24 protein-coding genes are annotated in these 23822 nt (G+C 61.9%); 11 read left to right on the forward strand and 13 right to left on the reverse strand.

Annotated elements, in window-relative coordinates:
- The first annotated feature begins 566 nt into the window (after positions 1 to 566).
- The gene (locus AC0L2R_RS19935) at positions 567 to 1835 is read left to right on the forward strand and encodes an adenylate/guanylate cyclase domain-containing protein (protein WP_473511001.1); all 1269 of its coding nucleotides are present in this window, start codon (positions 567 to 569) and stop codon (positions 1833 to 1835) included.
- A 60-nt stretch (positions 1836 to 1895) separates the two neighbouring features.
- Here the strand turns inward: AC0L2R_RS19935 and AC0L2R_RS19940 are convergent, their stop codons facing one another.
- From AC0L2R_RS19940 to AC0L2R_RS19955, 4 genes are all read right to left on the reverse strand, one after another.
- Positions 1896 to 2384, reverse strand: a complete 489-nt coding sequence (locus AC0L2R_RS19940) for a nucleotide disphospho-sugar-binding domain-containing protein (protein ID WP_473511003.1) — start codon at positions 2382 to 2384, stop codon at positions 1896 to 1898.
- A 38-nt stretch (positions 2385 to 2422) separates the two neighbouring features.
- Positions 2423 to 2992, reverse strand: a complete 570-nt coding sequence (locus AC0L2R_RS19945) for an NADPH-dependent FMN reductase (RefSeq protein WP_473511005.1) — start codon at positions 2990 to 2992, stop codon at positions 2423 to 2425.
- A gap of 854 nt (positions 2993 to 3846) precedes the next feature.
- Positions 3847 to 4170, reverse strand: a complete 324-nt coding sequence (locus AC0L2R_RS19950; protein WP_473511007.1) for a nitrilase-related carbon-nitrogen hydrolase — start codon at positions 4168 to 4170, stop codon at positions 3847 to 3849.
- Between the two features lie 34 nt (positions 4171 to 4204).
- On the reverse strand, positions 4205 to 4408 hold the full coding sequence (locus AC0L2R_RS19955; protein ID WP_473511009.1) for a hypothetical protein: 204 nt from the start codon (positions 4406 to 4408) through the stop codon (positions 4205 to 4207).
- 121 nt (positions 4409 to 4529) lie between these two features.
- Here AC0L2R_RS19955 and AC0L2R_RS19960 point away from each other — a divergent pair, with 121 nt between their 5' ends.
- Both AC0L2R_RS19960 and AC0L2R_RS19965 read left to right on the forward strand, forming a co-directional pair.
- Positions 4530 to 7613 (forward strand): ATP-binding protein, encoded by a 3084-nt coding sequence (locus AC0L2R_RS19960; protein ID WP_473511010.1) that lies wholly within the window; start codon positions 4530 to 4532, stop codon positions 7611 to 7613.
- A 25-nt stretch (positions 7614 to 7638) separates the two neighbouring features.
- Entirely contained in the window at positions 7639 to 7893 is a 255-nt protein-coding gene (locus AC0L2R_RS19965; RefSeq protein WP_128180888.1) for a nickel-binding protein, read from the forward strand.
- 249 nt (positions 7894 to 8142) lie between these two features.
- Here the strand turns inward: AC0L2R_RS19965 and AC0L2R_RS19970 are convergent, their stop codons facing one another.
- Positions 8143 to 9018 (reverse strand): sigma-70 family RNA polymerase sigma factor, encoded by an 876-nt coding sequence (locus AC0L2R_RS19970; RefSeq protein WP_473511012.1) that lies wholly within the window; start codon positions 9016 to 9018, stop codon positions 8143 to 8145.
- A gap of 151 nt (positions 9019 to 9169) precedes the next feature.
- Between AC0L2R_RS19970 and AC0L2R_RS19975 the strand changes: the two genes are divergently transcribed.
- Positions 9170 to 10108 carry an NmrA family NAD(P)-binding protein gene (locus AC0L2R_RS19975; protein ID WP_473511014.1) on the forward strand — a complete coding sequence of 313 codons (939 nt, stop codon included), beginning with the start codon at positions 9170 to 9172 and terminating at the stop codon, positions 10106 to 10108.
- Between the two features lie 20 nt (positions 10109 to 10128).
- Here the strand turns inward: AC0L2R_RS19975 and AC0L2R_RS19980 are convergent, their stop codons facing one another.
- The 6 genes from AC0L2R_RS19980 to AC0L2R_RS20005 all read right to left on the reverse strand — a co-directional run bounded on the left by AC0L2R_RS19980 (position 10129) and on the right by AC0L2R_RS20005 (position 15247).
- The gene (locus AC0L2R_RS19980) at positions 10129 to 10965 is read right to left on the reverse strand and encodes a 3-oxoadipate:acetyl-CoA acetyltransferase (protein WP_473511016.1); all 837 of its coding nucleotides are present in this window, start codon (positions 10963 to 10965) and stop codon (positions 10129 to 10131) included.
- Positions 10966 to 10974: 9 nt separating this feature from the next.
- Entirely contained in the window at positions 10975 to 11409 is a 435-nt protein-coding gene (locus AC0L2R_RS19985; protein ID WP_236390789.1) for a type II 3-dehydroquinate dehydratase, read from the reverse strand.
- Between the two features lie 4 nt (positions 11410 to 11413).
- Entirely contained in the window at positions 11414 to 12715 is a 1302-nt protein-coding gene (locus AC0L2R_RS19990) for a TRAP transporter large permease (RefSeq protein ID WP_473511018.1), read from the reverse strand.
- Positions 12712 to 13230: a TRAP transporter small permease gene (locus AC0L2R_RS19995; RefSeq protein WP_473511020.1), complete on the reverse strand. Its 519-nt coding sequence runs from the start codon at positions 13228 to 13230 to the stop codon at positions 12712 to 12714. The genes AC0L2R_RS19990 and AC0L2R_RS19995 overlap by 4 nt, the downstream gene beginning before the upstream one ends.
- Positions 13231 to 13303: 73 nt before the next feature.
- On the reverse strand, positions 13304 to 14290 hold the full coding sequence (dctP, locus tag AC0L2R_RS20000; protein ID WP_473511022.1) for a TRAP transporter substrate-binding protein DctP: 987 nt from the start codon (positions 14288 to 14290) through the stop codon (positions 13304 to 13306).
- A gap of 48 nt (positions 14291 to 14338) precedes the next feature.
- Positions 14339 to 15247, reverse strand: a complete 909-nt coding sequence (locus AC0L2R_RS20005) for a shikimate dehydrogenase (RefSeq protein WP_091595713.1) — start codon at positions 15245 to 15247, stop codon at positions 14339 to 14341.
- A 175-nt stretch (positions 15248 to 15422) separates the two neighbouring features.
- Between AC0L2R_RS20005 and AC0L2R_RS20010 the strand changes: the two genes are divergently transcribed.
- The 7 genes from AC0L2R_RS20010 (at position 15423) to AC0L2R_RS20040 (ending at position 21714) form a co-directional block, all read left to right on the forward strand.
- The gene (locus AC0L2R_RS20010; protein ID WP_473511024.1) at positions 15423 to 16109 is read left to right on the forward strand and encodes a TetR/AcrR family transcriptional regulator; all 687 of its coding nucleotides are present in this window, start codon (positions 15423 to 15425) and stop codon (positions 16107 to 16109) included.
- Positions 16110 to 16193: 84 nt separating this feature from the next.
- Entirely contained in the window at positions 16194 to 18086 is a 1893-nt protein-coding gene (locus tag AC0L2R_RS20015) for a bifunctional sugar phosphate isomerase/epimerase/4-hydroxyphenylpyruvate dioxygenase family protein (protein ID WP_473511026.1), read from the forward strand.
- 5 nt (positions 18087 to 18091) lie between these two features.
- Positions 18092 to 18892: a 3-oxoadipate enol-lactonase gene (pcaD, locus tag AC0L2R_RS20020; protein ID WP_473511206.1), complete on the forward strand. Its 801-nt coding sequence runs from the start codon at positions 18092 to 18094 to the stop codon at positions 18890 to 18892.
- Positions 18889 to 19287 (forward strand): 4-carboxymuconolactone decarboxylase, encoded by a 399-nt coding sequence (pcaC, locus tag AC0L2R_RS20025; protein ID WP_128166359.1) that lies wholly within the window; start codon positions 18889 to 18891, stop codon positions 19285 to 19287. The genes pcaD and pcaC overlap by 4 nt, the downstream gene beginning before the upstream one ends.
- A 2-nt stretch (positions 19288 to 19289) precedes the next feature.
- The gene (pcaH, locus tag AC0L2R_RS20030; RefSeq protein WP_473511028.1) at positions 19290 to 20048 is read left to right on the forward strand and encodes a protocatechuate 3,4-dioxygenase subunit beta; all 759 of its coding nucleotides are present in this window, start codon (positions 19290 to 19292) and stop codon (positions 20046 to 20048) included.
- The gene (gene pcaG, locus AC0L2R_RS20035; protein ID WP_473511030.1) at positions 20048 to 20662 is read left to right on the forward strand and encodes a protocatechuate 3,4-dioxygenase subunit alpha; all 615 of its coding nucleotides are present in this window, start codon (positions 20048 to 20050) and stop codon (positions 20660 to 20662) included. Before pcaH ends, pcaG begins: the two co-directional genes overlap by 1 nt.
- Entirely contained in the window at positions 20659 to 21714 is a 1056-nt protein-coding gene (locus AC0L2R_RS20040; protein ID WP_473511032.1) for a 3-carboxy-cis,cis-muconate cycloisomerase, read from the forward strand. The genes pcaG and AC0L2R_RS20040 overlap by 4 nt, the downstream gene beginning before the upstream one ends.
- A 177-nt stretch (positions 21715 to 21891) precedes the next feature.
- On the opposite strand, the gene AC0L2R_RS20045 is transcribed toward AC0L2R_RS20040, so the two are convergent.
- Both AC0L2R_RS20045 and AC0L2R_RS20050 read right to left on the reverse strand, forming a co-directional pair.
- The gene (locus tag AC0L2R_RS20045; protein ID WP_473511033.1) at positions 21892 to 23007 is read right to left on the reverse strand and encodes a Gfo/Idh/MocA family protein; all 1116 of its coding nucleotides are present in this window, start codon (positions 23005 to 23007) and stop codon (positions 21892 to 21894) included.
- Positions 23008 to 23016: 9 nt separating this feature from the next.
- Positions 23017 to 23694 carry a GntR family transcriptional regulator gene (locus tag AC0L2R_RS20050; RefSeq protein ID WP_473511208.1) on the reverse strand — a complete coding sequence of 226 codons (678 nt, stop codon included), beginning with the start codon at positions 23692 to 23694 and terminating at the stop codon, positions 23017 to 23019.
- Between the last annotated feature and the right edge of the window lie 128 nt (positions 23695 to 23822).

Raw genomic sequence — 23822 nt, forward strand, 5'->3', positions numbered from 1 at the left:
CTGGACTCAATCAGCTTTATCGATCCTGGATCCTTTATGCTTGCGAGGGTCTCGAAACCGACTGAGGTGAACGCGCGGATCTCGGGGGTAAATGTTTGCAGCCTCATAGCGTTCCATCGCCGCCGCTCCAGCCGCCCGTCGGGCTAAATGTCGGGTGTTCAGTGGGAAGCTCTGGATCTCACTGAGGCTCTGGCCGGCGTTTCGGTAACCGGAGGATATGATGAAGGCGGATACGGCACGGTCGAGTTGATGTGGGGCGTCCTGGCATCGACTTCAACGGCATCGTGGGCGGCAATATAGGCCCCGGCGAACGATCGGTTCTACCCTCATCGGCCACAGCTCGACTGTCGTTCTGCCTGGTTGGTGGTCAGCGACCGGAACATATCCGCGCCTTGTTTCGAAACTTCGTCGAGGCTCGCCTTCCTGCCGGCTGTCAGGTTGTGTTCGAGGGGGCCGGCGGGAATCAGCTTGTCATCGGGTGACGTGCTTGTGCTCCGCTGACCACGCATGTGATATAAAACACCGTGGCGCCGTTTTTGCGGTGCAATGGGAAGCTATCGTCGGCAATGAAGATCAGCGATTGCGATGAAATTGCCACCTGGCTCGCGGAGGCTGGGCTGCTTGGCATCCGCAGCGAGGAATCGCTTGTACAGGCCTTCTGCGAGCGTTGCGTCGAAGCAGGGCTGCCGCTGGGCAAGGCGTTTGTGATGATCGACACGCTGCACCCGATGCACGAGGCACGCGCCTTCTTCTGGGACGAGGACGAGTCGATCAGCTTCCGCGAAGAAGAATACCCGTCGAGCCGTGAGGGCAAGGGAGCGGAGTTGTGGAAGCGCAGCCCGTTTCTGCAAATGTTGCGGCGACGTGAACTGACCCTACGCTGCCGGCTCGAAGCAGGCGAAACGCGCGGCTTTCCGGCGATCGAGGAACTGCGCGATGCCGGCCAGACGGACTACCTTGCGATCGTCTATCGTATCCGGCAGGCGATGAGGGTCGAGGATGTCGATGCATTCTACGCCCGCTGGACCACAGCGCGCCCGGGTGGATTTTCGGAGGAGGAAGTCGCTGTTCTGTCCCGGCTTACACCGCATCTGGGATTGGCGGTTCGTTCGGCTGCGCAGACAAGGCTCACCAAGACGCTGGTCGAGGCATATCTCGGCCGGGGTCCCGGTCGCCAGGTGCTGAGCGGCGGCATCCGCCACGGCTCGGTGAAGAGGATCAACGCCGTACTCTGGTTCTCCGACATTACTGGCTATACGAACCTGTCCGAGTCGGTTCAAAACGATCAACTCGTGCCGTTGATCAATGACTACGCCGAAGCGGTCATCGGCGCAGTGAAGGCCGCCGGCGGCGATGTGCTGAAACTGATCGGAGATGGAGTCCTGGCCATCTTCACCAGTTCGCGGCCCGAATATTCCTGTCGCGCCGCGGTGGAGGCAGAACGCGACATGCGCACACGGCTGCTGCAGCTTGCCAAACGCCGCAAAAACGATGGCCTTTCTGTCGCCGACATTCACTTGGGCCTGCATGCCGGCGGGGTCTTCTACGGCAATATCGGCACTCCGGACCGTCTCGATTTCACCGTTGTCGGCCCGCCGGTCAATGAGGTCAGCCGGATCAGCTCCATGTGCGAGTCGGCCGGTCGCAATATGCTTTGCTCATCGGAATTCGCCGAGCTGCTACTCGGCGAGGAGCGCAAAAAGCTCGTTTCAGTCGGCCGGTTCGCGTTGCGTGGCGTCGGACGCGCGCAGGAGCTCTTTACCCTTGATCCCAGCCTGAGCCTGGAACGCTCGCAGCCTTTGCCTGGTCCGCGGCGCCGGCAGGGGCGGGGCTAGTCAGAGGAAGGTGGACAAGCATGAATTCCCGGAACTCCGGAACTTCAGATCAGTAGTCTCTCATGTTCCAACCCGCGGACTCTGATCAACCATCGTCTCTGAATGTGAAAGCGCGCCGAAAATTAACCCCGGGGCACCGGAACGCTTAAATGTCTGATGCAGCGGCCCTTTCCGGGATATTCGAAGGGTCACGATAGGCGCCTTCTGAGACCCCAGCTCGAGGCCGGCACCGAGCTCTACAACCCGCCGCGCCACCATTGGCTGGTCCGCCCCCTGTGGCACGACGAGTGTCGGCACCCCGGTCCGCATCGCCTCGTTGACACTGTTCATGCCGCCGTGGGTCACGAAGAGCGCCGCCCGGTCCAGCACCTGGAGCTGCGGCACGGATCGGCGGGCCAGCACGTTGGCTGGCAGCGGACCCAGGTCTGCCGGTTCCGTGGACCCGGTCGAGACGACAACGGTGCCGCCCAGCGGTGCCAGCGCGGTCGCGAAGGTCCGCAGCAGGGCGGGCCCCCCATCGAACACCGTGCCCAGCGAAGCGTACAGCACGGGGTCCTCCAGCCGGGCGGCGTCGAACCCCGGATCGGTCAGGCGGGAACCGGCACGGTACGTGCCCGTTCGATGAAGCCACTGAATTCCACCATGAAGGTCTTCAGGAATTCGGCTGTGGATTCGCGCGACACTTCGCCATCATCGCTGATAAGGTCCGGCGTGAACTGGATGTAAGCCTCCGGCGCGTTCATCTGCGGCGAATCGCAGAAGCCGAGGACAGTGCGCAAGTGCTGCTGGCCGACGGCGGTGCCAATCAAACCGGGAGACGTTCCTATCACCGCCGATGGCTTCCTCGTGAACGCATTCTGCCCGTACGGCCGGCTAGCCCAATCTATCGCGTTCTTCAACGCGCCGGGTATCGAACGATTGTACTCTGGTGTAACGAAAAGGACGGCGTCGGTATCAGCTATGGCACTCTTGAAGCGATTTGCGACCTCTGGATAATTGGAGTCATAATCGTAGCTGTAGAGCGGCAGATCCCGGATGGGGATTTCCCTGAGCCTCAAATTCGAAGGAGCGAGTTTGACGAGCGCGAGCGCAAGCCGTCGGTTGATAGATTGAGACGCAAGGCTACCAATAACGTAGCCGACCTCAAATTTAGCCATTTAATGATCCTTTTCAGTTCTCAACTCAGCCACGCCCGCTTCTGCGCGGCCATCAGGCTATCAATTGCGGGCTCACGAGTTCAGCCCGTTTAATCGGGTCGCCGCTAACGGCTCCGCAGCGCGTAGCGCGCCGGAACCAACTCGTCAGGCTCCGGCCTACCGGAGTGTGAGGTGTTGTCCAAAGCTCATGTTTGTCTCCTGCTGATCGCCTTACCCACGGCCTTATGGCCACCTCCGCCGCTGGCCCCCGTGGGTTGGCATGCGCCTCCATGGATGGCCACCTAGTGTCTGCGGAGGAGATTGCGCCGCCTCGGTCCGCGCGACTATCGAACGGCAGTGTCGGTCAGGCGATGCGAAGGTCTATGGTAGACCCGTTGCGAGCATGGGGTGACCTCCCGCAAAACGTCAGAGGATGCCGCTTTGAGCAGCGAACAACGGCTGTGTCTCTTGCCTGTCGCCGGTACACCCAGCGCGGGGAGATTCTAAACCGCGGTATCGGTCATTCACAGCTTTGATGCAGTCGACTGAACGCGCGCCCTCAACATAGCGTTCTACGCGTGTCTTTGGTCGGCACGCTGGGTCGAACGAGCAAATGACGAACCCGGGCATGTCGCGCACCGATAGACAGTCCATCACGTTTAATAATGGATCCACGCAAAGGCCTGACCCCTTGGGATAGCTCTGCCTAGCCCATCCGAGCGGAGATATGACCCTGTAGCACATTTGAATCTTCGCACGCCCGTTCCCCAAACCATGCGCTCGGGGTTGGTCGGCATCAACTTGCGATGTCGGTTTTGGAGCGTGCCATCCGGTCCAATCACGACCACGGTGTTGAACAGCGTCGTGCCCGAGAATCAACTATCGATCTCGTTCAGGCCGACGACAATCGTCACCGCACGCTGGCTGGCGGCCTGCTGCAGAGGCTCAAGATCACCTCGCTCGATGTCGACGGCGTTGCTGCGCAGCCTGGCGTGAAGCTCGCTTGACAACGCCATATCCGTGCCGGGCTTCAGCCGCCAGACCCACGTCGGATATCCGGGTATCCAAGCTTCAGGGAAGATCACCAGGGTGGCGCCGGCATCGGCGGCTTCGTCGATCGCCTCGAGGGCTCTGGCGACGGTCGCCTCGCGATCGAGAAAGACCGGCGGTTTCTGAACGACGGCAATTTTTGCTTGCATGGCGGTTTCTCTACTCCCGATGCATGTTCCCACTTCAGTCCCCCCAGCCTTCACACCCCAGTCGGATATCCCGGTATCCATGGTTAGGAAAAGACGACCAGTGTGGCGCCACATCAGCGGCTTCGATCGCTTTGTTGATGGCGGCTTCGCGGTTGGCGGCGGCGGCAGCCCGCCATTGGTCGAGGGTCGTCTCCTTGTGTTCAGGATCGAATGGTTTCGTCGCCGTTGTCGTTGTCATCGGCTGGCTCCTCAAGGGCTGTTTCGCAAGACCGTGTTCACGGCTAAACTTGCCGACAATCGTGGGAGCGCCCGTGGAAACCGGCGTCGAATTATCTCGAGGCAGCGCAGGCAGGCCAGGAATGCAACGTCCTATCCCGCTCCGGGTACGTCTGCTCGGCGAGCTCCAGCTTGTCGGCGCCGACGGGAAGGCCCTTGCTTTACCCGCCTCCCGCAAAACGCGCGCGCTTCTTGGCTATCTTATTGCCACCGGTCAGGTGCACCGGCGTGAACGGCTCTGCGATCTGTTCTGGGACGGACCGGACGATCCGCGCGCCGAGTTGCGCTGGAGCCTCAGCAAGATTCGCGCGCTGCTCGGCGACGGCAGCAGAGCTCGGCTCGTGGCGGATCGTGAGCGGGTCGGCATCGAGCTTGGCGATGCGCTGGTCGACCATGCGGTCGTGCGCTCGCTTGCCGCAAGCAGCGTCTCCGCCGCGACCACCGAGGTGCTGACCGAGACTGTGGCGCTGTTTGGAGGCGAGTTCCTCGACGGGCTCGATCTGCCGCTCTGTTACCGCTACCAGGAATGGTGCATAGCGGAGCGGGAGGCGATGAGCCAGCTCCGGTTCAGGGTTCTCGCCGCGCTTATCGCGCGACTGGAAGACGTCCCGACGGATGCCCTGCCCTATGCCTACGCATTTGTTGCGGCCGACCCGCTATCCGAAGCCGGTCATGCTGCGGTGGTCCGGCTGCTTGGGAAGTTGGGCCGGACCAACGACGCGCTCGTTCATTACGAGCGGGCGCATCGCATATTCGAAGCCGAGCTTGGCGCGCCGCCAGGCGAGGAACTGAAGGCGGCGAGACAGGCGCTGCGACCGACCCCAATCGCAGGTGCCCGAGCCGCACCTTCCGGTGCAGCCAGGCGACCCCTTGATGACGCCCTGCGGCCTGCGGCTTCCGGGCCAATGGTTGGGCGCGACGCCGAGCGTACAACCATCGATCGCCTCGTCGGGATGGCAGCCGTCAGCGGCCAGGATGTCATCCATGTGACTGGAGAGCCCGGCGTCGGCAAGAGCCACATGCTAGGCTATTTCAGCGAACGGGTGGCCGCTGCCGGCGGGCGCGCCTTCAGCGCGCGCGCATTCGAAGCCGAGACGGCACGATCCTATGGTATCTGGATCGATCTCCTGCGCTCGGTCCAGCGGCAGCGACCGCGCCATGGATTGCCTTCGGTTCTCGGCCCGCTGCTCCCCGAGCTTGGAGGCGGCGAAGGCGGGGTCGGGGATCGCACTCAGCTGTTCGACGCCATTGTCGACGTGTTTTACGGGCTCGCCGCCGACGAGCCGGTGGGTATTGCCCTCGACGACGTCCAGTGGCTCGACGATGCGTCCGCGTCGCTGCTTCACTATGTTGCTCGCCGGACGGAGGCAGCCCCCGGTCTGGTCATCGCCTGCGCAGCACGTTCTGGAGAAGTCGAAGACAACATTGCAGTGTCGCGGGTGCTGCGCTCACTCGTCCGCGATGGCCGACTGACGGAGATCGAGCTCGATACGTTGAGCGCCGAGCACACGGCAGAGCTGGTCCGGCGGCTCGACCCGGCTCTCGACGCCGCTCAAATCGTCGCCGCGAGCGATGGCAATCCGCTGTTTGCGCTTGAACTTGCCCGCGCTCACCTGCGCGGGGATCCCGGCCCCGGCCGTACCGTGAAAGCCCTGATAGAAGGACAACTGGCTGGGCTGACCGACCAGGTGCGCGAAACCCTGGTCTGGGCTGCAGCGCATGGCCGCACCTTCACGCCGCAGGATCTTGCGCGCTTGGGGCCGTTTGATGCTGCCGGGCTTCTGACGGCACTGGGGGAGCTTGAGCGGCGCGGGCTGGTGCGGCCGGCAGGCGGCGACGCCTATGACTTCACCCACGACCTCGTCCGGCAAGTCACCTACCGCAGCTTGTCCCATCCCAGGCGCAAGCTGTTGCATCGACATATCGCGCGCGCGCTTCGACCGGCGGCGGAGCGCGGCGGTGATGCTGCGGCCGATCTCGTTCATCACGCCGTGCTCGCCGAGGATGACGAGATGGCAACACGAGCTTGCATCGTCGCGGGCGAGCGGGCGCTTCGGCTCTTCGCCAATGCCGAGGCCGCCGGCCTGGCCGAGCGAGGGCTGCGGCATGTCGCGCGGCTGCCGGAAGCGCCGGAGAAGCTGGTTTCCCGGATTGCGCTGCTCAAGATCCGCGTTCTTGCCGCGACTGGTCCCGGATTGCGATCACTTCCGCCCATTGAAGACGAGATCGCCGACGCGACCACCGCAGCGGAGGAACAAGGGCTGCAGGCTGCCGCGGCGACAGGGCACTATCTGCTTTCCATTCTCCATCAGCAGGCCGGACAAATAGAGCAGGCCGAGGCCAGCACGCTTCGTGCGGCCGAGATAGGGCGCAACGCTGACCGCAAGATCCAGGCGCATCAGCTCGCCAACACGGCTCGCTGCCTGCTTGAGCTGGAGACCGAAATCGCTCGCGCGCGCGAATTGATCGCGGAGGCCGGCGATATCGCGCAGTCGCTTGGTACAGAGTTGTGCGAACTGCATTGGGCCAGCGGGCTGCTGGAGCGATGGGACGGGCGGCAGGATCAAGCCGCCGTGCATCTTGCGCGCTCTCTTGCCCTGGCGCGCCGAAGCGAAGACCGCTGGCGCGAGTACAAATGCCTGACCTGGCTGGCGACGCTTCATTTCGAAATGGCACGATATGCCGACATGCACGCCCGCTGTGATGAGCTCCGGTCGGTTGCCGCACGGATTGGGGAGGAGACGCCTTTCGTCGATGCCCTGCAGGCGCTTGCTGCCCTCATGACGGCGGCTGATGCAGCCGATGAGGCACTGGAGAGTGCCTTGGCGCGGCTTCGTGCTGCCGACGACAAGTCTTACCTGGCTTACGCTCTCAACAGCGCCGCGAGTTTTTATTGTCGTGCCGGCCGAATGGAGCAAGTCCGGCTCCACGCCAGCGAGGCACTGACAGTCGCCTCAAAAATCCGCCGGCGCTGCGAGATCGCCATTGCCAAGGCCCTGCTCAGCGCGGCCGCCAACAGTTCTTCGGCAGCGGAAATCGACGACGATTGCCGGGCGTCGATCGAGCTTGAGGATTTCAGCGCGAGGGCGCGAGCAGTTTTGCACCATCCTGCCGAACCGGCCCGCAGCGTTCCAACGGCGGCACCCACGCCGGGCCCTCAAACTTGAACGAGCCATCGAACAGGAGAGCACCATGCCTCGCATAATCGTCGAGCGGACGTTTGAAGCCCCGTTCACCCAGCAAGAACTCGACGCGGTGGAGGCGCGGATGGCGCCGTGCCTCGACCTCTACGATGTCCGCTGGATCCGTAGTTACTGGTCATCCGACCGGCTGCGCATGATCTGCGAATACGAAGCCGCTGACATTGCCAGCGTTCGAAACGTCCAGCACGAGGCCGAAGCCAGGTTTGAGCGAGCTTGGGCCGCCGATGTGCTGGGCGAGCCGTGAGCTCCCAGCCCTTCCAGCCGGACCAGATTGAGGCGCCGATAGTACTCGTTCCTTGGCGATCTCTCTGGGAACGAAGTCTTTACTAGCGGTAAGCGTTAGCCAAGAAATCGTTCTTAGCGGCACAGCCCGGAGATTCTGGTGCGCCTCACCGGCCTGACGAAGTGGTTCCGTAGTGTTATTTAGTGCTCGCCGTGGTCCTCGCTGGTTTCACGGCCAATCGCGTTGTAGTCGTCAGAACAACCAACTCTGCTAAGACGAAACGACCACCTCCGCACCTTCGAGAACGTAACGTGCGTAGCGATAGTCCCGGATATTGATCACGTTGCCCAAGTGCCAGTTGATCAACGCGAAGTGTGTAGGCCGCTCAGTGCTGGTCCTGCTGTAAAACAACACCGCAGGCTGCAGATCGACAAAGCCGGAGTGAACACGCCAGTCCGACTGCCGGCTGTAGTTGCCAAGGTAAGTCTTGACCGCCGTGGCACCCTCCATCTCGGAGTTGCCCACCAAGCTCAGCTTGACGTCGTTGGCCAGCATATCTGCCACCGCCGCGAAATCGTGGGCGTTGAATCGGTCGACATAAGCGTCGAGCAGTTTCCGATTTTTCGAATCCGCCCACCCGATCGTAGCAGGTGGTGTATCGGCCCGCAGTCTGAGATTTTCCCTGCCGCGGTGGAGCGATGCCTTGACTGCGGGCAGGGTCGCGTCCGTAACCTCGCATATCTCCTCGAGCGAGTAGCCTAGCACGTCCTTCAGGACCACTGCGGCACGTTGAGAGGGGACGAGAGCGAGAAAGGAGCGGACGCTTGCAGCAACAGCAATGCGGCTCCCGGTGTCGCTTCGGCTGTCTTCGACCATTTCCAGATCCTCCTGAGGCATCAGATTCCGCAAGGCCCGTTTTCTCATCTCCTTGCGAACGGCGTTGTGGGCGATGCGGAACAGCCAGGCGTCTGGATGCTCGATCGACGCGAATCTGTTGGCAGCCGAGAGCGCGCCGACGATTGCGTCTTGGACAAGGTCGTCACCGTCGATCACAGAACCGGCCATGCGCGCGCAATACCGGTGTAGCCGTGGCCGCATTTCAATAAGCCATTGCCTGAAATCGCCTTCGGACTCGAAACTGGACATTTGGATCACCGTCTTTGCATCTGTGTTGGCCGGCCCTTTTAAAGAGCGATTATCCGACTGAAACGATGCGGCATTTGCATATTTTTTTGTCCACCGAATCCTTTCGCGCTGCTTGCGCCTCTTTTCAGTGTGCTCATCGGAGCAAAGAGTCATGGAGGTACAGGACATGTCGCCGAATAAGGAAGTCAAACGCACCTATGTCATCACTGCTGCAACAGGTCGGACTGGAAGCCATATTGCGCGAGTCCTCTTAAAGGCAGGACATCTCGTTCGCGCGCTGGGCAGGGATGCCGATCGCCTGAAACCACTCGTCGAACTCGGAGCCGAGGGGTTTGTCGGCGAGCTTTCGGACGAACTCTTCATGCGTCGTAGCTTCGACGGCGCCGACGCAGCATACCTTGTCGTTCCAGGAGGTCACGACGCTCGTGATTTTCGTCGCGAGTTTGCAGATACAGGCTCTGTCTACGCTCAGGCAGCCGAAGCAACGAGCCTACCTGCCGTGGTGTTTCTCAGCACGATTGGGGCACATGATGATCGGCATCGCGGCTTCATCCTCACCCACGGTGACGTCGAGCACATCTTGAACAAGCTCAAGGGTGTCAACATCTTGCATCTACGAGCGCCAAAATTCTTCGAGAACCTATTTTATTTTCTTCCTGCCTCCCAAGCAGCCGACGCACTTGTGACGCCGCTCGACCCAGACGCTCAGTTCGACATGGCGCATTCGAAGGACATCGGCGAAGCTGCTCTGCAGCGCCTGTTGGCCCTGGACTTTGAGGGGAATACTTCCGTCGAGTTGCATGGGCGCGAGGTGCTAACCATGCGCCTAATCGCCGAGCGGCTCTCGCAAATCGCCGGGCGCAACATTGCAGTTCGAAAAGCTCTGCGTCAGGACGATATCGAGGCAATGGTCTTGGCAGGCATGCAGCGTGATTTCTCGACACTAATTAACGATACTTGGGACACGTTCAGCCGTTTCGGCCTTTTGCGAGCTCCGACCGCACAGGCCAGCATACGGGCCACGAGTTCGATCGACGATTTCCTTCGCGCCGAATTTCTGCCGGCATTCAACCATCGGGAGGCGGCCTAGTCGTGACGAAGGCCCAGGAATTAGGATCCTGACGCCAGACCAAGCGTTTGGCGCGCCTCGTTGACTGTGGCCACACGCCGGCCAAACTTCCCGACTGAGGCCGACGCGATTTCAACAAGCTCGGCGTTGCTGCGCGCCAGGCGTTCCCTGGTGATCCTGATATTGTCCTCAAGTCCGGTGCGCACTGCGTCTGCTCCGCGCGCCAACGCCCATTCCATGACGATCGTCTGGTTGCGGCCTATTCCGGCCGCTGTCCAGGTGGATTGTGGAAACAGGAGTTTCGCTTCCGTGAGGAGCACATCGAGCAATCTCTCCTGCGCAGGCAGTGCGTTTTGCACGCCCATGACAAACTGGATGTGCGGGCGCTCACCGATAAGCCCACCGTCGGCCAGCCGCCTGGCAGTGTGAAGGTGCGAGAGGTCGAAGATCTCGATCTCCGGCAGCACGCCATTTGCCTTCATCGCGGTTGCGAGATCACCGATCAGGGCGGGATGGTTCTCGTAGACGATGGATGGGAAGTTGACCGAACCGGTCGAAAGCGAGGCCATGTCCGGTTTCAGATAAAGTGCCGAGCCACGCGCGGCCGGATCACGACCGCGCCCGCCGGTCGAAAACTGGACGATCATGCCGGGGCAATGCCTACGCACCCCCGCCTGAACAGCAGCGAAGCGCGTTGGTTCAGACGATGAACTCTGATCGTCATTGCGCACGTGGATGTGCACCAGCGACGCACCTGCTTCAAAGGCTTCCTGGGTCGACTCGATCTGTTCGGCCACGCTGATTGGCACCGCAGGATTGTCTTCCTTGCGCGGCAGCGAGCCGGTGATCGCAACAGCGATGATGCAGGGTTCAGGCATGGCGATACACTATCCGTCTATCTGGTCCATGAGCCAGCGGATCGCGAGCGGATAGCCCGCGGCGCCGAGCCCCGCGATCACGCCGGTGGCGACCTTCGATACCAGCGACCGATGATAGATCTCCTCGCGGCGATGGATGTTCGAGATATGCAGTTCGACGATCGGGCCCGGAAACATCTTGAGCGCATCGAGCACCGGGATCGAAATAAAACTCAAACCCGCAGGATTGATCAGAATGCCCGCGCCGTCGTCGATCGCCTCATGCACCCAGTTGACGATTTCGCCCTCGATGTTCGATTGGTGAAAACGGATCGGATGGTCGCCGGCGGCGTCACGGCACATCGCCTCGATTTCTGCGAGCGTCGTCCTGCCATAGATCTCCGGCTCGCGCATGCCGAGCCGGTTGAGATTTGGGCCGTTGAGGACGAAGATTGGCTTGGTCATGGTCCTATCCTTGATAGCCCAGCAGGCGCGGCAGCCACAGCACCAGCGATGGGAAGAAGGTGATCAGCATCAGGGCGGCAATCATGGCGTAGAGAAACGGCATTACGTCGTGCACCAGGTCGCGCAGCGGCACCTCTGCGATGCGGGTCATGATGAACAGCAGCAACCCGTAGGGCGGGGTGACGAGCCCGAGCATGATGTTGACGACGACCATTACGCCGAAATGCACCATGTCGACACCGAGCGCCTGCGCCGTCGGAATCAGCACCGGCACGATTACCAGCAGGATGGTCGTGCCCTCCAGCACGCAGCCCAGGATAAGCAGCAGGATGTTGACCAGGATCAGGAAACCCATCGGCGAAAGATCCCAGGACTTCAGGATCACCGACAGGGACTGCGGAATGTTCTCGACCGTGACAACGTAGTTGAACACCAGGGCGCCGGCGATGAGCATGCCGATCGAGGCCGTGGTGCGGGCGCTGTTGAGAAGCGCATGGTAGAGTTGGCCCGGCGTCACGCTGCGATAGATCGCGACCGAGATGAGCAGCGCGTAGCCGGCGGCGACCGCCGCGGCCTCGGTCGGGGTCATCACGCCGCCCCTTATGCCGACCAGCAGAACGACTGGCAGCATCAGCGCCGGAAATGCGCGCAAGGTGATCCCCGGCAATTCCCTGAGCGGCACCGGCTTCTCGACCGGAAAGTTCTTCCGGCGCGCGTCGATGGCGACGATGATCATCTGCGACAGGGCGAGAAGAAGGCCCGGCACGATACCGGCAATGAACAGGTAGCCGATGGATGCATCCGAGATCAGCGCGTAGATGACCAGAGGAATCGACGGAGGAATGATCGGGCCGACGACGGAGGTGACGGCTGTCAGCGCAGCGGCATAGCTCGCCGGGTACTTGCCATCCTTGGTCATGAGTTGCTGCATCATCTTGCCGGTGCCCGCGGCGTCGGCGATGGCCGAGCCGGACATACCGGCGAAGATGATCGACTGCAGCACGTTGACTTGCGCCAGACCGCCGCGGAAACGGCCGACGACGGCGTTGCAGAATTGCAGCAGCCGGTCGGTCATGGTCCCGGCGTTCATCAACTCCGCGGCGAGAATGAACATCGGTACGGCAAGCAGAATGTAGCTTGTGTAGAGCCCGTTGAGGAGTTGCTCGGCCGACGTGCCCATGTCGAGCCCTGCCAGCCAGAGATAGAGGATCGACCCGGCGATCATCGAGTGACCGATCGGCAGGCCAAGCAGGGCCAGCGCTGTGATCGCAACGACTGACAGCGAAAAGGGACTCGCGAGATTCATACGCCGGAGCTCGCTTTCGTGGGGTCGAATTCCGCCGGTGCTCCGCCGCGCAGAGCACGCCACGCCAGCCAAAGGTAACGGGCGATCACGGCGACCACGAAGACGAGATAGATCGAGAACAGCCAGTCGAAGCGTATCTTGAGGTAGGCGGTGCTCTCGACCTTCATGAAGGTCACGTAGCTGAAGACAGCCGGAAAGGACCAGCCATAGAGCGCGACGAGAGCGATTGCGAAGGCAAGCGTCATTACCCGCCTGATGTCCGGACCGACTGTGGCGTAGAGGAGATCAAAACGGATTTCCTCTTCTTCACGAACGACGAACGCTGCGCCGAACAGCACAACCCAGATCCAGAGTACGACGGTGAGCTCGTTGCTCCAGCCGGTCGGCCAGTTGAGAAGGTAGCGAAAAGCAACCTGCAGCAGAAACGCGGCGAACATGGCGCCGATGGCGATGGCGATCGCGTTCTCGGCGCGCCGGTAGAGCCAGCCGCCGACCTTTCTCAATCCCGGGTTCATGATGCCTCCCTGACGAGCGTCTGGCCAAATCGGCCAGCCGGTCGCAAGCGGACCGGCCGGCGCGTTCGTCGCGTCAAAGCGCGTTGATCTTGTCGACCATCCCGGCAGGCCATTCCTTGGCCAGGTCGGAGGCAAGATATTGCTCCTGCACATGCTTGCGGAATGCTGCGACATCGGGTTCGTAGATCTTCAGGCCCTTGCCCTTGAATGTTTCAACGAGTTCCTTCTCGCGCGTCAGGTGTTTCTCTGTCGAGAAGTCGATCGCCTTGTCCGCCGCGGCCTGGACCTTTGCCTGCTTCTCGGCCCCCATCTCGTCCCACACCTTTTTCGAGATGCTGAGAAGGTCGAATCCGACAAGGTGCGAGGTAAGCACGATCTGCGACATGACCTCGTAGAACTTCATGTTCTCGACGTTGGGCAACGGATTGTCCTGCCCGTCGATTGCGCCTGTCTGCAGGCCGGTATAGACCTCGGCATAGGCCATTGGCGTAGGGTTCGCACCGAGCGCCTGGCCGAGGAATTGCCAGGCGTCGCCGCCCGGCATGCGCAGCTTGATGCCTGCCATGTCGGCGGGAGTCTTGATTTCCTTGTCCGGCTTCAGGCCGACCTGGCGCAGGCCGAAATAGGTAGGGCCGAGCACCCTCACGCCGAGCTGGTCCTCGGCCATCCGCTTCAGCTCCGCGCCGGCATCGCTGGCAAAAAACGCCTTCACGTGCGCGGCGTCACGGAACAGGTAGCCGGCGGTGACGATGGACCACGCCGGAATCTGCTTGGAGATGTCCTGCGGGGCGACGTTGCCCATCTCGAGGTTGCCGCGCTGGATGGCGACAAGTTCGGTGCCCTGCTTGAACAGGTTGCCGCCGTAATAACCCTCGAAGGCAAAGTCGTCCTTGATGGCGTCGGCGAACATTTTCATCATCTCGGCCCGGATGTCCTGTTCCGAGAACACGGCCGAGAAACGCAGCTTCGGCTTGTCCTGGGCGAAGGCGGGAACGGCGGTCGCGGCGGCGAGTGCGCCGGCGGCGACCATAAACAGGCGTCGGTTGATTTCAGCTTTCATGTCGATTTCCTCCCTATGGTCTTCATATGGTTATAGACGTCATTGCCTTCATGCGGCGGCCTCGAAGTGATCTGCCATGGCGCGGCGGTCGGCCTTGCGCCCGGTGAAGAGTTCGAACGCGCGGACGGCCTGATGGATCGCCATGCCGATGCCCGGCAGCGTTCTGCAGCCGATCGTACGGGCTGCGACCAGCAACTCTGTTTCGGTCGGAAAGTAGATTATGTCGGCGACCCATTTTTCGGCTGTCAGAAGAGCCGTGTCGAACGGTGTTCCGGGGTATTTCGCCATGCCCACCGGGGTCGTGTTGACGATGCCGTTTGCCATGCGCACGGCTGCGGCCGGGTCCGGCCACGTCTCGACGCGACCGCCGAACAAGGCGCCCATGCGCGACGCAAGATCCGAGGCGCGACCGGGTTGGCTGTCGAGGACCAACAGCCGGCCAACGCCCATTTGCATCAGCGCGTTTGCGACTGCGGCGCCCGCTCCGCCGGCGCCGAACATTGCGACACAGCCCATCGATGCGCCTGTCATCGCTTCGCGAAAACTCTCCGCGAAACCCCAGCTGTCGGTGTTGTGGCCTTCCTTGCGTCCGCCAGCAAAGACGACCGTATTCACCGCGCCTATCACGCGCGCTTCCGGCGACAATGCATCGAGGACGGGAATGACAGCCTGTTTAAACGGATGCGTGATATTGAGGCCGTGAAAGCCTGCAATTTCCGCCGCCGCGATCAAGTCGCCGATCGCCGCGTCTGGCAATCCGAGCCTGTCGAAATCGAGCAAAAGGTACGAATAGCCGATGCCGAGGCGCCGGGCTTCACGCTCGTGCATGCCGGGAGTGCGCGAGGACTGAATACCGCGTCCGACGAGGCCAATCACGACCTTTTCGTTGTCGCCGCCGGCGGCGCCCTTGTGCTCGTCGGCAAGACGGCAAAGGAGGTCGACAAGGCTGTCGTCCATCTCGCGAAATTCCTCCCTGTGCGGGCCGCCTCCCAGCCCAAATGCGGCAATTCCCGGATCGCCCTTGTGTTCACGCAAAACGCGCCGGTAAAATGAGCCTGTCGCGATTTGCGAATAATGTACTAACTGGTTAGTTTAGTCAAATGCCGGCACGCCGGGGCGGGAACTCAACTGCATGGCCGTTATCAAGAAAGAACGAAAGCCGAAGCCGGACGCGAGCACGACGCGTATCCAGGACCCTGAGGGCACGCGCCGCAACATCCTGGAGATCGCCTCCAAGGAGTTTGCCCTGAACGGCTTGTCGGGCGCGCGCATAGACGAGATTGCAGCGCGCACACGCTTCAGCAAGCGCATGATCTACTACTACTTCGGCGACAAGGAAGGCCTCTACCTGCGCGCGCTCGAGAACGCGTATCGTCAGGTGCGCGAGGGCGAGGCTCAACTTGATATCGAAGGTCTGCCCCCCGTGGCGGCACTGACGCGCCTGGTGGAGTTCACCTTCGACCACCATCACCGACACGAGGAATTCATCCGCATGGTGATGATCGAGAACATCCATCACGGCCAATACCTCCAACAATCGGATGCGATCCGCGAACTGAACGTGACTGCGATCGACTATATCTCTCGCATCTATTCACGCGGTGTCGAAGAGGGCGTGTTCCGGCCGGGACTCGACGCGGTCGAACTCCATTGGCAGATAAGCGCGCTGTGCTTCTTCAACGTTTCCAATCGCACCACCTTTTCGATGATCTTCGGACGCGACTTCGGCGCGCCGGCACAACTCGAGCGGCTCAAACGCAACAGCGTGGAGATGCTGTTGCGTTTTGTCGCCAAGGACGAAGCTCCCGCAGAACGCTGAGCGCCGAACTTGCGATGCCGGCAGCGTTGCCTTAGTTTATGTACGAACTGGTTCGTTCATAACAAAACCAGGGAGGAGGCGCGTTTGAAGACGTCGATCGCGACGGTGTCGATCGCCGGTGACCTGGCGGAGAAATTCGCGGCAATTTCCGCCGCGGGCTTCGACGGTGTCGAAATCTTCGAGAACGATTTCCTCGCCTTTGACGGCTCGCCGCGCGACGTCGGCCGAATGGCTGGTGACGCAGGTCTGACCATAACGCTGTTCCAGCCGTTCAGGGATTTTGAGGGTTTGCCGGAGCCGCAGCGCAACCGCGCCTTCGATCGTGCCGAGCGCAAGTTCGACGTCATGCAGGAACTCGGCACCGACCTGATGCTGGTATGCTCGTCGGTGTCGCCGGTCTCGCTTGGCGGGATCGACCGGGCGGCGGCGGATTTTCACGAGCTTGGCGAGCGCGCCGCCAAGCGCGGTCTGCGCGTCGGCTATGAGGCATTGGCCTGGGGGCGTCACGTCAACGATCATCGCGATGCGTGGGAAATCGTGCGCAGGACCGACCATCCGAACGTCGGGCTGGTTCTCGATTCCTTCCACACGCTGGCCCGCAGGATTGAACTTGGCTCGATCCGTTCGATACCCGCGGACAAGATCTTCATTGTCCAACTCGCCGACGCGCCGCTGATCGAAATGGACTTGCTCTATTGGAGCCGGCACTTCCGCAACATGCCAGGCGAAGGTGATCTGCCGGTGCGACAGTTCATGCAGGCGGTCGCCGCAACCGGTTATGACGGCTATCTGTCGCTCGAGATTTTCAACGACCAGTTCCGTGGCGGGTCGGCAAAGGCGATCTCCGTCGACGGACGGCGTTCGCTCGTATGGTTGATGGATCAGGTGCGGCGTGAAGAACCGGCACTTGACATGGCTATCCCGCCCATGCCCGACCGCATCGGAGTTGGAGGGGTCGAGTTCATCGAGTTCGCGGCCGATCGCCAGGACGCCGGACAGCTTGGATCGCTGTTGCGCATGCTCGGCTTTTTCGAGGCCGGTCGGCACGTCTCGAAGGAGGTCACGCTCTACCGCCAGGGCGAGATCAATATTGTCATCAATACCGAGCGGCAGGGCTTTGCCCATTCTTCCTTTGTTGTCCATGGCACGTCGGCATACGCAATGGGCCTGAAGGTCGAGGACGCCGCCGCCACGGTGGCGCGCGCCGAGGCACTCGGCGCGGAGATCTTTCACCAGCGGGTCGGGCCCGGCGAGTTGTCGATCCCGGCGATCCGCGGCGTCGGCGGCGGACTGATCTACTTCCTCGATGCCAAGACCGACCTGGCGAAGGTCTGGGACATAGAGTTCACGCCGGTCACGTCGGCAAGTTCCGGCAATGGCGTCGGCCTCACCCGTATCGATCATGTCGGGCAGACCATGGCACAGGAGGAGATGCCGAGCTGGCTGCTGTTCTATGTCTCGATCTTCAGGACGACCAAGACCCCGATGGTCGACATCGTCGATCCGGCCGGCCTCGTGCGCAGCCAGGTCATCGAAGGTCTGGACAAGCGCTTCCGCCTCACGCTGAACGGTGCCGAGAGTCACCGCACCCTGGCCGGCCATTTCATCGCTGAAACCTTTGGTTCCGGCGTCCAGCATCTGGCACTCGCGACGGATGACATCTTTGCGACGGCGGCGAAGCTGCAGGCCAACGGCTTCGAACCGCTTCAGATATCGATGAACTACTACGACGACGTAGAAGCGCGCTTCGGTCTGGATCCGGAGGTCGCCGATCGGTTACGCTCGGCCAACATCCTTTATGACCGCGACGACAACGGCGAATTTTTTCAGCTCTATGCGCCGACATTCGGAGAGGGATTCATTATCGAGTTCGTTGAACGGCGCGGCGCGTATGCAGGCTATGGTGCGCCGAACGCACCATTCCGCATCGCCGCGCAAAAACGGCTGATGCGGCCCAAAGGAATGCCAAAGCTATGACAAGTATGAACTTTGCTCGCATCAATGGCGCGACGATCCACTACCGGCATCGTCCCAAAACTGGCAGGCCGACGGTCGTCTTCGCGAACTCGCTCGGCACGGATATGCGCATCTGGAACGAGGTCGAGCGAAGGCTGGCCGACGACTGTACATCCGTTGCGTTCGACAAGCGCGGACACGGCCTGAGCGAACTGGGTGGCGCGCCGCAAACAATCGAGACCCATGCGACGGACCTTGCAGGGCTGCTCGACCATCTCAGCGTAAAGCGCGCGGTGATCTGCGGGCTTTCGATCGGCGGCGTCATTGCGCAATGCCTTTACAAGACGCGGCCGGATTTGATCGAGGGATTGATCCTTTGCGATACGGCAGCGAAAATCGGCACAGCCGAGATGTGGAACGGGCGCATCAATGCGACCCTGTCGGAGGGCATCGCCAGCTTTGCCGACGACGTGATGCGAAAATGGTTCACGCCGGATTTCCATAACAATCGCGGCGAGGAACTGGCGGGTTATAAAACGATGCTGACGCGCCAGGATCCGGCCGGCTACGCTGCTGCCTGCGCGGCGATCCGCGACGCCGATTTCACCGCGACGACCGCCGCGATCAACGTGCCGACACTCTGCATTGTCGGCGATCAGGACGGATCGACGCCGCCTGAACTGGTGGAATCGCTGGCCCGCTCAATCCCCGCCGCACGGTTCGAGATCATTGCCGGTGCGGGCCACATCCCATGCGTCGAGCAGCCGGAAAGGCTGGCCGGGCTGATCTGTGGCTTCCTGAACGACATGCCAAGAGAGCGCAAATGAGCAAGCCACGACACGGCGACCGATACGTCGAAGGGATGGCGACGCGCCGTTCAGTGCTGGGTGACGCCCATGTCGACCGCGCAGAGGCGGCCAAGACCGAATTCGACATTCCTTTCCAGGAACTGATCACGGAGGCTGCATGGAGCCACGTCTGGTCGCGGCCGAACATCACCAGGCGCGAGCGTTCCATGATCACCATCGCGCTGCTCGCCGCGCTGAAGCAGGACGAAGAGGTTGCGATGCATATCCGCGCCAGCGTCAATACCGGGGCGACGCGCGACGACATACGCGAGGCGCTGCTGCATGTGGCAATCTATGCCGGGGTGCCGGCGGCAAATCATGCGATGAAGATCGCCAGGAAGACGTTCGACGAAATCGACGCTCAGGCCGGCTAATCATGACCAAGTCGCGCTTTCCCGCCAACCGCACGCCGGAAATCGGCGCCTTCTTTCCGCGCGACCGCAACTGGCATCCGCCGGCCTTCACGCCGGCCTACAAGACGTCCGTTCTGCGCTCGCCGCAACGGCCGCTTCTTTCCCTCGACAACACGCTGTCGGAGCTTACGGGGCCGGTCTTCGGCCAAAGTATTCTCGGTGAACTGGACAATGACCTCATACACAATTTTGCTGGGCCGGGCGAAAGCGCGTTCGGGCCACGCATCCTCGTCTATGGCCGCCTGCTCGACGAGCGCGGCATCGGCGTCGCTGGTGCGTTGCTGGAGGTATGGCAGGCCAACGCCGGCGGACGCTATCGACACAGGAAGGAGACTTATCGCGCGCCACTCGATCCGAACTTCGGCGGCTGCGGCCGCACGATCACCGGCGAGGATGGCTCCTATTGTTTCCGCACGATCCAGCCGGGGCCATATCCCTGGCCCAACGGACCCAACGACTGGCGTCCAGCGCACATCCATTTCTCGATCTTCGGGCACGGCTTCGCGCAGCGCCTGATCACCCAGATGTATTTCGAGGGCGACCCGATGATCTGGAGGTGTCCGATCGTGCGGACCATCAACGACCGCCGCGCTATTGAAGGCCTCACCGCCGCACTCGACATGGAGGCAACGGTACCGATGGATGCGCGGGCATACAAATTCGACATTGTACTGCGCGGCCGCCGCTCGACGCTGTTCGAAAACCGCATCGAGGGCAACTGATGGTCCAGGCTCTTGGCCGGCTGAAGGAAAGCGCCTCGCAGACCGCGGGACCCTACGTCCATATCGGGCTGACGCCCAACTTCGCCGGTATCTCGGGCGTCTATGAACGCGACCTTGGCACCGCGATGGTCAACGACAAGACCAGGGGCGAACGCATCAGGGTCAACATCCGGGTGATCGACGGCGCCGGCTCGCCGCTGAACAACGCGCTCGTGGAGATCTGGCAGGCGGACGCAGCCGGCATCTACAATTCGCCCTCGGATCTGCGCGGCTCCGCCGACCCGAATTTTACCGGCTGGGGCCGGCTGCCCACCGACATGACGACGGGCGAATGCCTGTTCGAGACCATCAAACCCGGTCGCGTGCCGTTTTTTGACGGCCGCAAGATGGCGCCGCATTTGACGGTCTGGATCGTCGCGCGTGGAATCAACATCGGCCTTCACACCCGCATGTATTTCGGCGACGAGGAAACCGCCAACGCCGAGGATCCCGTCCTGATGCGCATTGAGCAGAAAGAGCGGATGTCAACGCTGGTCGCGCCGCGCGATGGCGACATCTATAGGTTCGACATCCATCTCCAAGGCATCAACGAGACGGTCTTCTTCGACATATGATCGCAGCATTCGACAATCCCCTCCTGTCCGGGCTTCTCGGCGATGAGAAGATGGCGACGCTGCTCGGCGTCGAGGCCGAACTTGCGACGATGCTGCAATTCGAGAAGGCGCTCGCCGACGCAGAAGCTGCGCTCGGCATCGTCCCGGCGGCTGCAGCAAGCGTAATCGGGCGCGTCCTCGACAACTTCCGGCCGGAAATCCGGGCCCTAGGGGACGCAACGGCGCGCGACGGCGTCATGGTGCCGGAACTCGTGCGGCAGATCAGGCATGCTGTCGGAGAGCCGCATTCGGAGCATGTGCATTTCGGTGCGACCAGCCAGGACGTGATCGACACGGCCATGATCCTGAGAATTCGCGCCTGTATCGACCTGTTGGAAGAACGGCTTTCGGCTCTGGTGGTCGCCTTCGCCGATCTCGGCCATCGGTTTGGCGATCGCCCGCTGATGGCCCGAACCCGAATGCAGGCAGCGACTCCGATTTCCGTAGCCGACCGCGTCGCAAGCTGGCGCGAACCGCTCGTGCGCCACCATGAGCGGCTTCAATCGGTGCGGGGATCGGTTCTCGTCGTCCAGTTCGGCGGCGCCGCCGGGACACTCGAGAAGTTTGCAGACAAGGGCGCCGCCCTCCGTGCCGCGCTGGCCCGGCAGCTAAGCCTCGGCGACGCGCCGCAATGGCACAGCCAGCGCGACCGCATCGCTGAACTGGCCAGCTGGCTGTCGCTTGTGACGGGCGGCCTCGGCAAATTCGGGCAGGACATTGCGCTGATGGCGCAGGCAGGCGACGAGTTGCAACGGGCGGGCGGCGGTTCGTCGTCCGCCATGGCGCACAAGCGCAATCCCATCGACGCCGAGATGCTGGTGACGCTTGCCCGCTACAACGCAGTCCAATTGTCGGGAATGCATCATGCGCTGATCCATGAGCAAGAGCGCTCTGGTGCAGCCTGGACGCTGGAATGGTTGATCCTGCCGCAGATGCTCATGGCGGCTGGAGCATCGACCTGTGTCGCGGACAGGCTGGTCCGAACCATAGCGGCAATCGGAGGCAAGGGTTGACTGATCCCACCAATGCATGTCGCGCAAAAGTGTGCAGCGGTTTTGCGACAACGACATGCATAAAAACAACAACCTGAAGCGCGTCGCATGAGGCCGGGGCAAACGCGACGCGCTTTAGGCGGCTCACGCCGTGGATCTTGCGATTTAGCCGTCTCCGCTACCACTTGGTCAGCAAGATCAAGTGGTCACTGATGCGTCGAGTGGGTTGGAAATGGCCGTGCCCTGGTTTGCCGACAATTGTGCGGCCATACCCATGGCGACAGCTTTCCAGCCATCATCCAGCGTCACCTCAACCGGCCCCTCGCCCCGCAGGGCGGCGCAGAACCGCTGATGCTGATAAAAGGTCGAGCCGTTGTGATCGCCGGCCGTCAACAATTGTGGGTCGATCGGGATCTCAACGGTGTACGGTCCCTGCGGAAAGCGCGGGCTGACGATCAACTGCGGCGTCGGCGCCGCACCGAGATGAGCTGGCCAGAAGCGGCCGGGACCCGGCACCACGCATTCGACTTTACCTCGCGCACCGACGGCGCTGATCTCCTCCTGGTAGCGGCTGCCCTCTGCATACATGCACAGTTCCAGCATGGCGCGCGCGCCGCTGGCAAAATCGACCAGCACGTAGCCGCAATCCCAGATATCGGGTGTTTCGCCATCATAATGCTCGTCGAGATGGTTCACTTCCTGTCCGGCCGACGCCATGATTCTTACCGGTTCCGATTTCAGGATCAGCCGCATGAGATCGAAGAAATGGCAGCATTTTTCGACGAACGTGCCTCCCGATCGACGGTTGAAGCGGTTCCAGTGGGCCACCTTGTCCAGGAACGGGTAGCGATGTTCGCGGATTGTCAGCATCCGGATGCCGCCGGTGGCGTCCTGCGCCTGCTCGATGAATCGAGCGACCGGCGGCATATAGCGGTATTCCATCGCGACCCAGACTGGTGCGGTGAAAGTCGCGGCGAACGCCTTCACCGCGGCTGCGTCGACCGGATCGGTGAAAAGCGGCTTCTCGACCAGGATGGGCAGCGCACGGACAGCAGCGACTTCCCTAAGCTGCGCGAAATGCACATAGTTCGGACTGGCGATGAGCACGCAGTCGACGCGCGGATCGGCCGCCACCTCCGCGACCGAGCCGGCGATCGATGCATGCGGGGCAAGGTCTGCCGCGCGGGCGCGCATCGTCGCGTCGGGCTCGAAGATCGAAGCGACGCCGACATCGGGCAGCAGCGCGATATTGCGAAGATGCTCCTGCCCCATCATGCCGCAGCCGATGATGCCGTAGGAAATGTGCTTCGCCATAACCGTTCCTTATCGCAGCCGCGCGACATAGCGTGCGACGCCATGATCAAACCAGGTCCTGGAAAACTCCGCACTGGCGCCGTCCTGCATCCAGCCGGTACGCTCGATGAAGCCGGCGGCGGCGCCCGGCGCGAGGCCGAATTCAGGCAGCGCCCATCCCGGCACCTGGCCGACCCCGACGCGGTCCTCTGCACGCAAGATCCAGAAGCCGAGCGCCTTGCGGTAGTAGAGATAGAGCGAATCCGACAGTTCTTCGATAGCAACCGTCTCCGCACGGGAACCGTCGAGCCAGATCTCCTCCAGCGCCGCCGGCTTGCCGCTGAGGCTCCGCAGCCGCCTTATTCTATGGGCCTCGCTGCTCGACCCGAACACCGGCAGGTCCATCGGTTTCGCCAGCCGATCGACTGACAGAACGCGCGCCGTCGGCAGCCCGCCTCCCTCCAGGAGTTCCAGCCGGAACATGGAATAGACACTGGCCACGTCAGGTTGCGAACGTACGTAGTTGCCGGAACCCTGGATGCGACTGAGCAAGCCCTTGCGCTCGAGATCACCGAGCGCCTTGCGCAAAGTACCGACCGCTATTCCGAGCCCCGCAGCCATGTCGCGCTCCGGCGGAAGCTTCTCGCCCTCAATCATCCGCCCGGCCGCAATCTCGCGAATCAGCATTTCGCTGACCTTTTGATGCATCGGAAGCGCGTAGGCGTTTCTGGACGTGCTCACATTGTCTCCAACGCAAAATTGATACACTATTGATCTACACAATCACGAATGATATGCAACAGGGAAATCCAGTCTCTGACAACAAAGGGAGTGCC

The sequence above is a fragment of the Mesorhizobium sp. WSM4820 genome (genome assembly GCF_055811075.1).

Coding starts and splice junctions, on each gene's coding strand:
- AC0L2R_RS19935 (WP_473511001.1), top strand. CDS start 567: ATGAAGATCAGCGATTGCGATGAAATTGCCACCTGGCTCGCGGAGGCT.
- AC0L2R_RS19945 (WP_473511005.1), bottom strand. CDS start 2,992: ATGGCTAAATTTGAGGTCGGCTACGTTATTGGTAGCCTTGCGTCTCAA.
- AC0L2R_RS19950 (WP_473511007.1), bottom strand. CDS start 4,170: ATGCAAGCAAAAATTGCCGTCGTTCAGAAACCGCCGGTCTTTCTCGAT.
- AC0L2R_RS19955 (WP_473511009.1), bottom strand. CDS start 4,408: ATGACAACGACAACGGCGACGAAACCATTCGATCCTGAACACAAGGAG.
- AC0L2R_RS19960 (WP_473511010.1), top strand. CDS start 4,530: ATGCAACGTCCTATCCCGCTCCGGGTACGTCTGCTCGGCGAGCTCCAG.
- AC0L2R_RS19965 (WP_128180888.1), top strand. CDS start 7,639: ATGCCTCGCATAATCGTCGAGCGGACGTTTGAAGCCCCGTTCACCCAG.
- AC0L2R_RS19970 (WP_473511012.1), bottom strand. CDS start 9,018: ATGTCCAGTTTCGAGTCCGAAGGCGATTTCAGGCAATGGCTTATTGAA.
- AC0L2R_RS19975 (WP_473511014.1), top strand. CDS start 9,170: ATGGAGGTACAGGACATGTCGCCGAATAAGGAAGTCAAACGCACCTAT.
- AC0L2R_RS19980 (WP_473511016.1), bottom strand. CDS start 10,965: ATGCCTGAACCCTGCATCATCGCTGTTGCGATCACCGGCTCGCTGCCG.
- AC0L2R_RS19985 (WP_236390789.1), bottom strand. CDS start 11,409: ATGACCAAGCCAATCTTCGTCCTCAACGGCCCAAATCTCAACCGGCTC.
- AC0L2R_RS19990 (WP_473511018.1), bottom strand. CDS start 12,715: ATGAATCTCGCGAGTCCCTTTTCGCTGTCAGTCGTTGCGATCACAGCG.
- AC0L2R_RS19995 (WP_473511020.1), bottom strand. CDS start 13,230: ATGAACCCGGGATTGAGAAAGGTCGGCGGCTGGCTCTACCGGCGCGCC.
- dctP (WP_473511022.1), bottom strand. CDS start 14,290: ATGAAAGCTGAAATCAACCGACGCCTGTTTATGGTCGCCGCCGGCGCA.
- AC0L2R_RS20005 (WP_091595713.1), bottom strand. CDS start 15,247: ATGGACGACAGCCTTGTCGACCTCCTTTGCCGTCTTGCCGACGAGCAC.
- AC0L2R_RS20010 (WP_473511024.1), top strand. CDS start 15,423: ATGGCCGTTATCAAGAAAGAACGAAAGCCGAAGCCGGACGCGAGCACG.
- pcaD (WP_473511206.1), top strand. CDS start 18,092: ATGAACTTTGCTCGCATCAATGGCGCGACGATCCACTACCGGCATCGT.
- pcaC (WP_128166359.1), top strand. CDS start 18,889: ATGAGCAAGCCACGACACGGCGACCGATACGTCGAAGGGATGGCGACG.
- pcaH (WP_473511028.1), top strand. CDS start 19,290: ATGACCAAGTCGCGCTTTCCCGCCAACCGCACGCCGGAAATCGGCGCC.
- pcaG (WP_473511030.1), top strand. CDS start 20,048: ATGGTCCAGGCTCTTGGCCGGCTGAAGGAAAGCGCCTCGCAGACCGCG.
- AC0L2R_RS20040 (WP_473511032.1), top strand. CDS start 20,659: ATGATCGCAGCATTCGACAATCCCCTCCTGTCCGGGCTTCTCGGCGAT.
- AC0L2R_RS20045 (WP_473511033.1), bottom strand. CDS start 23,007: ATGGCGAAGCACATTTCCTACGGCATCATCGGCTGCGGCATGATGGGG.
- AC0L2R_RS20050 (WP_473511208.1), bottom strand. CDS start 23,694: ATGCATCAAAAGGTCAGCGAAATGCTGATTCGCGAGATTGCGGCCGGG.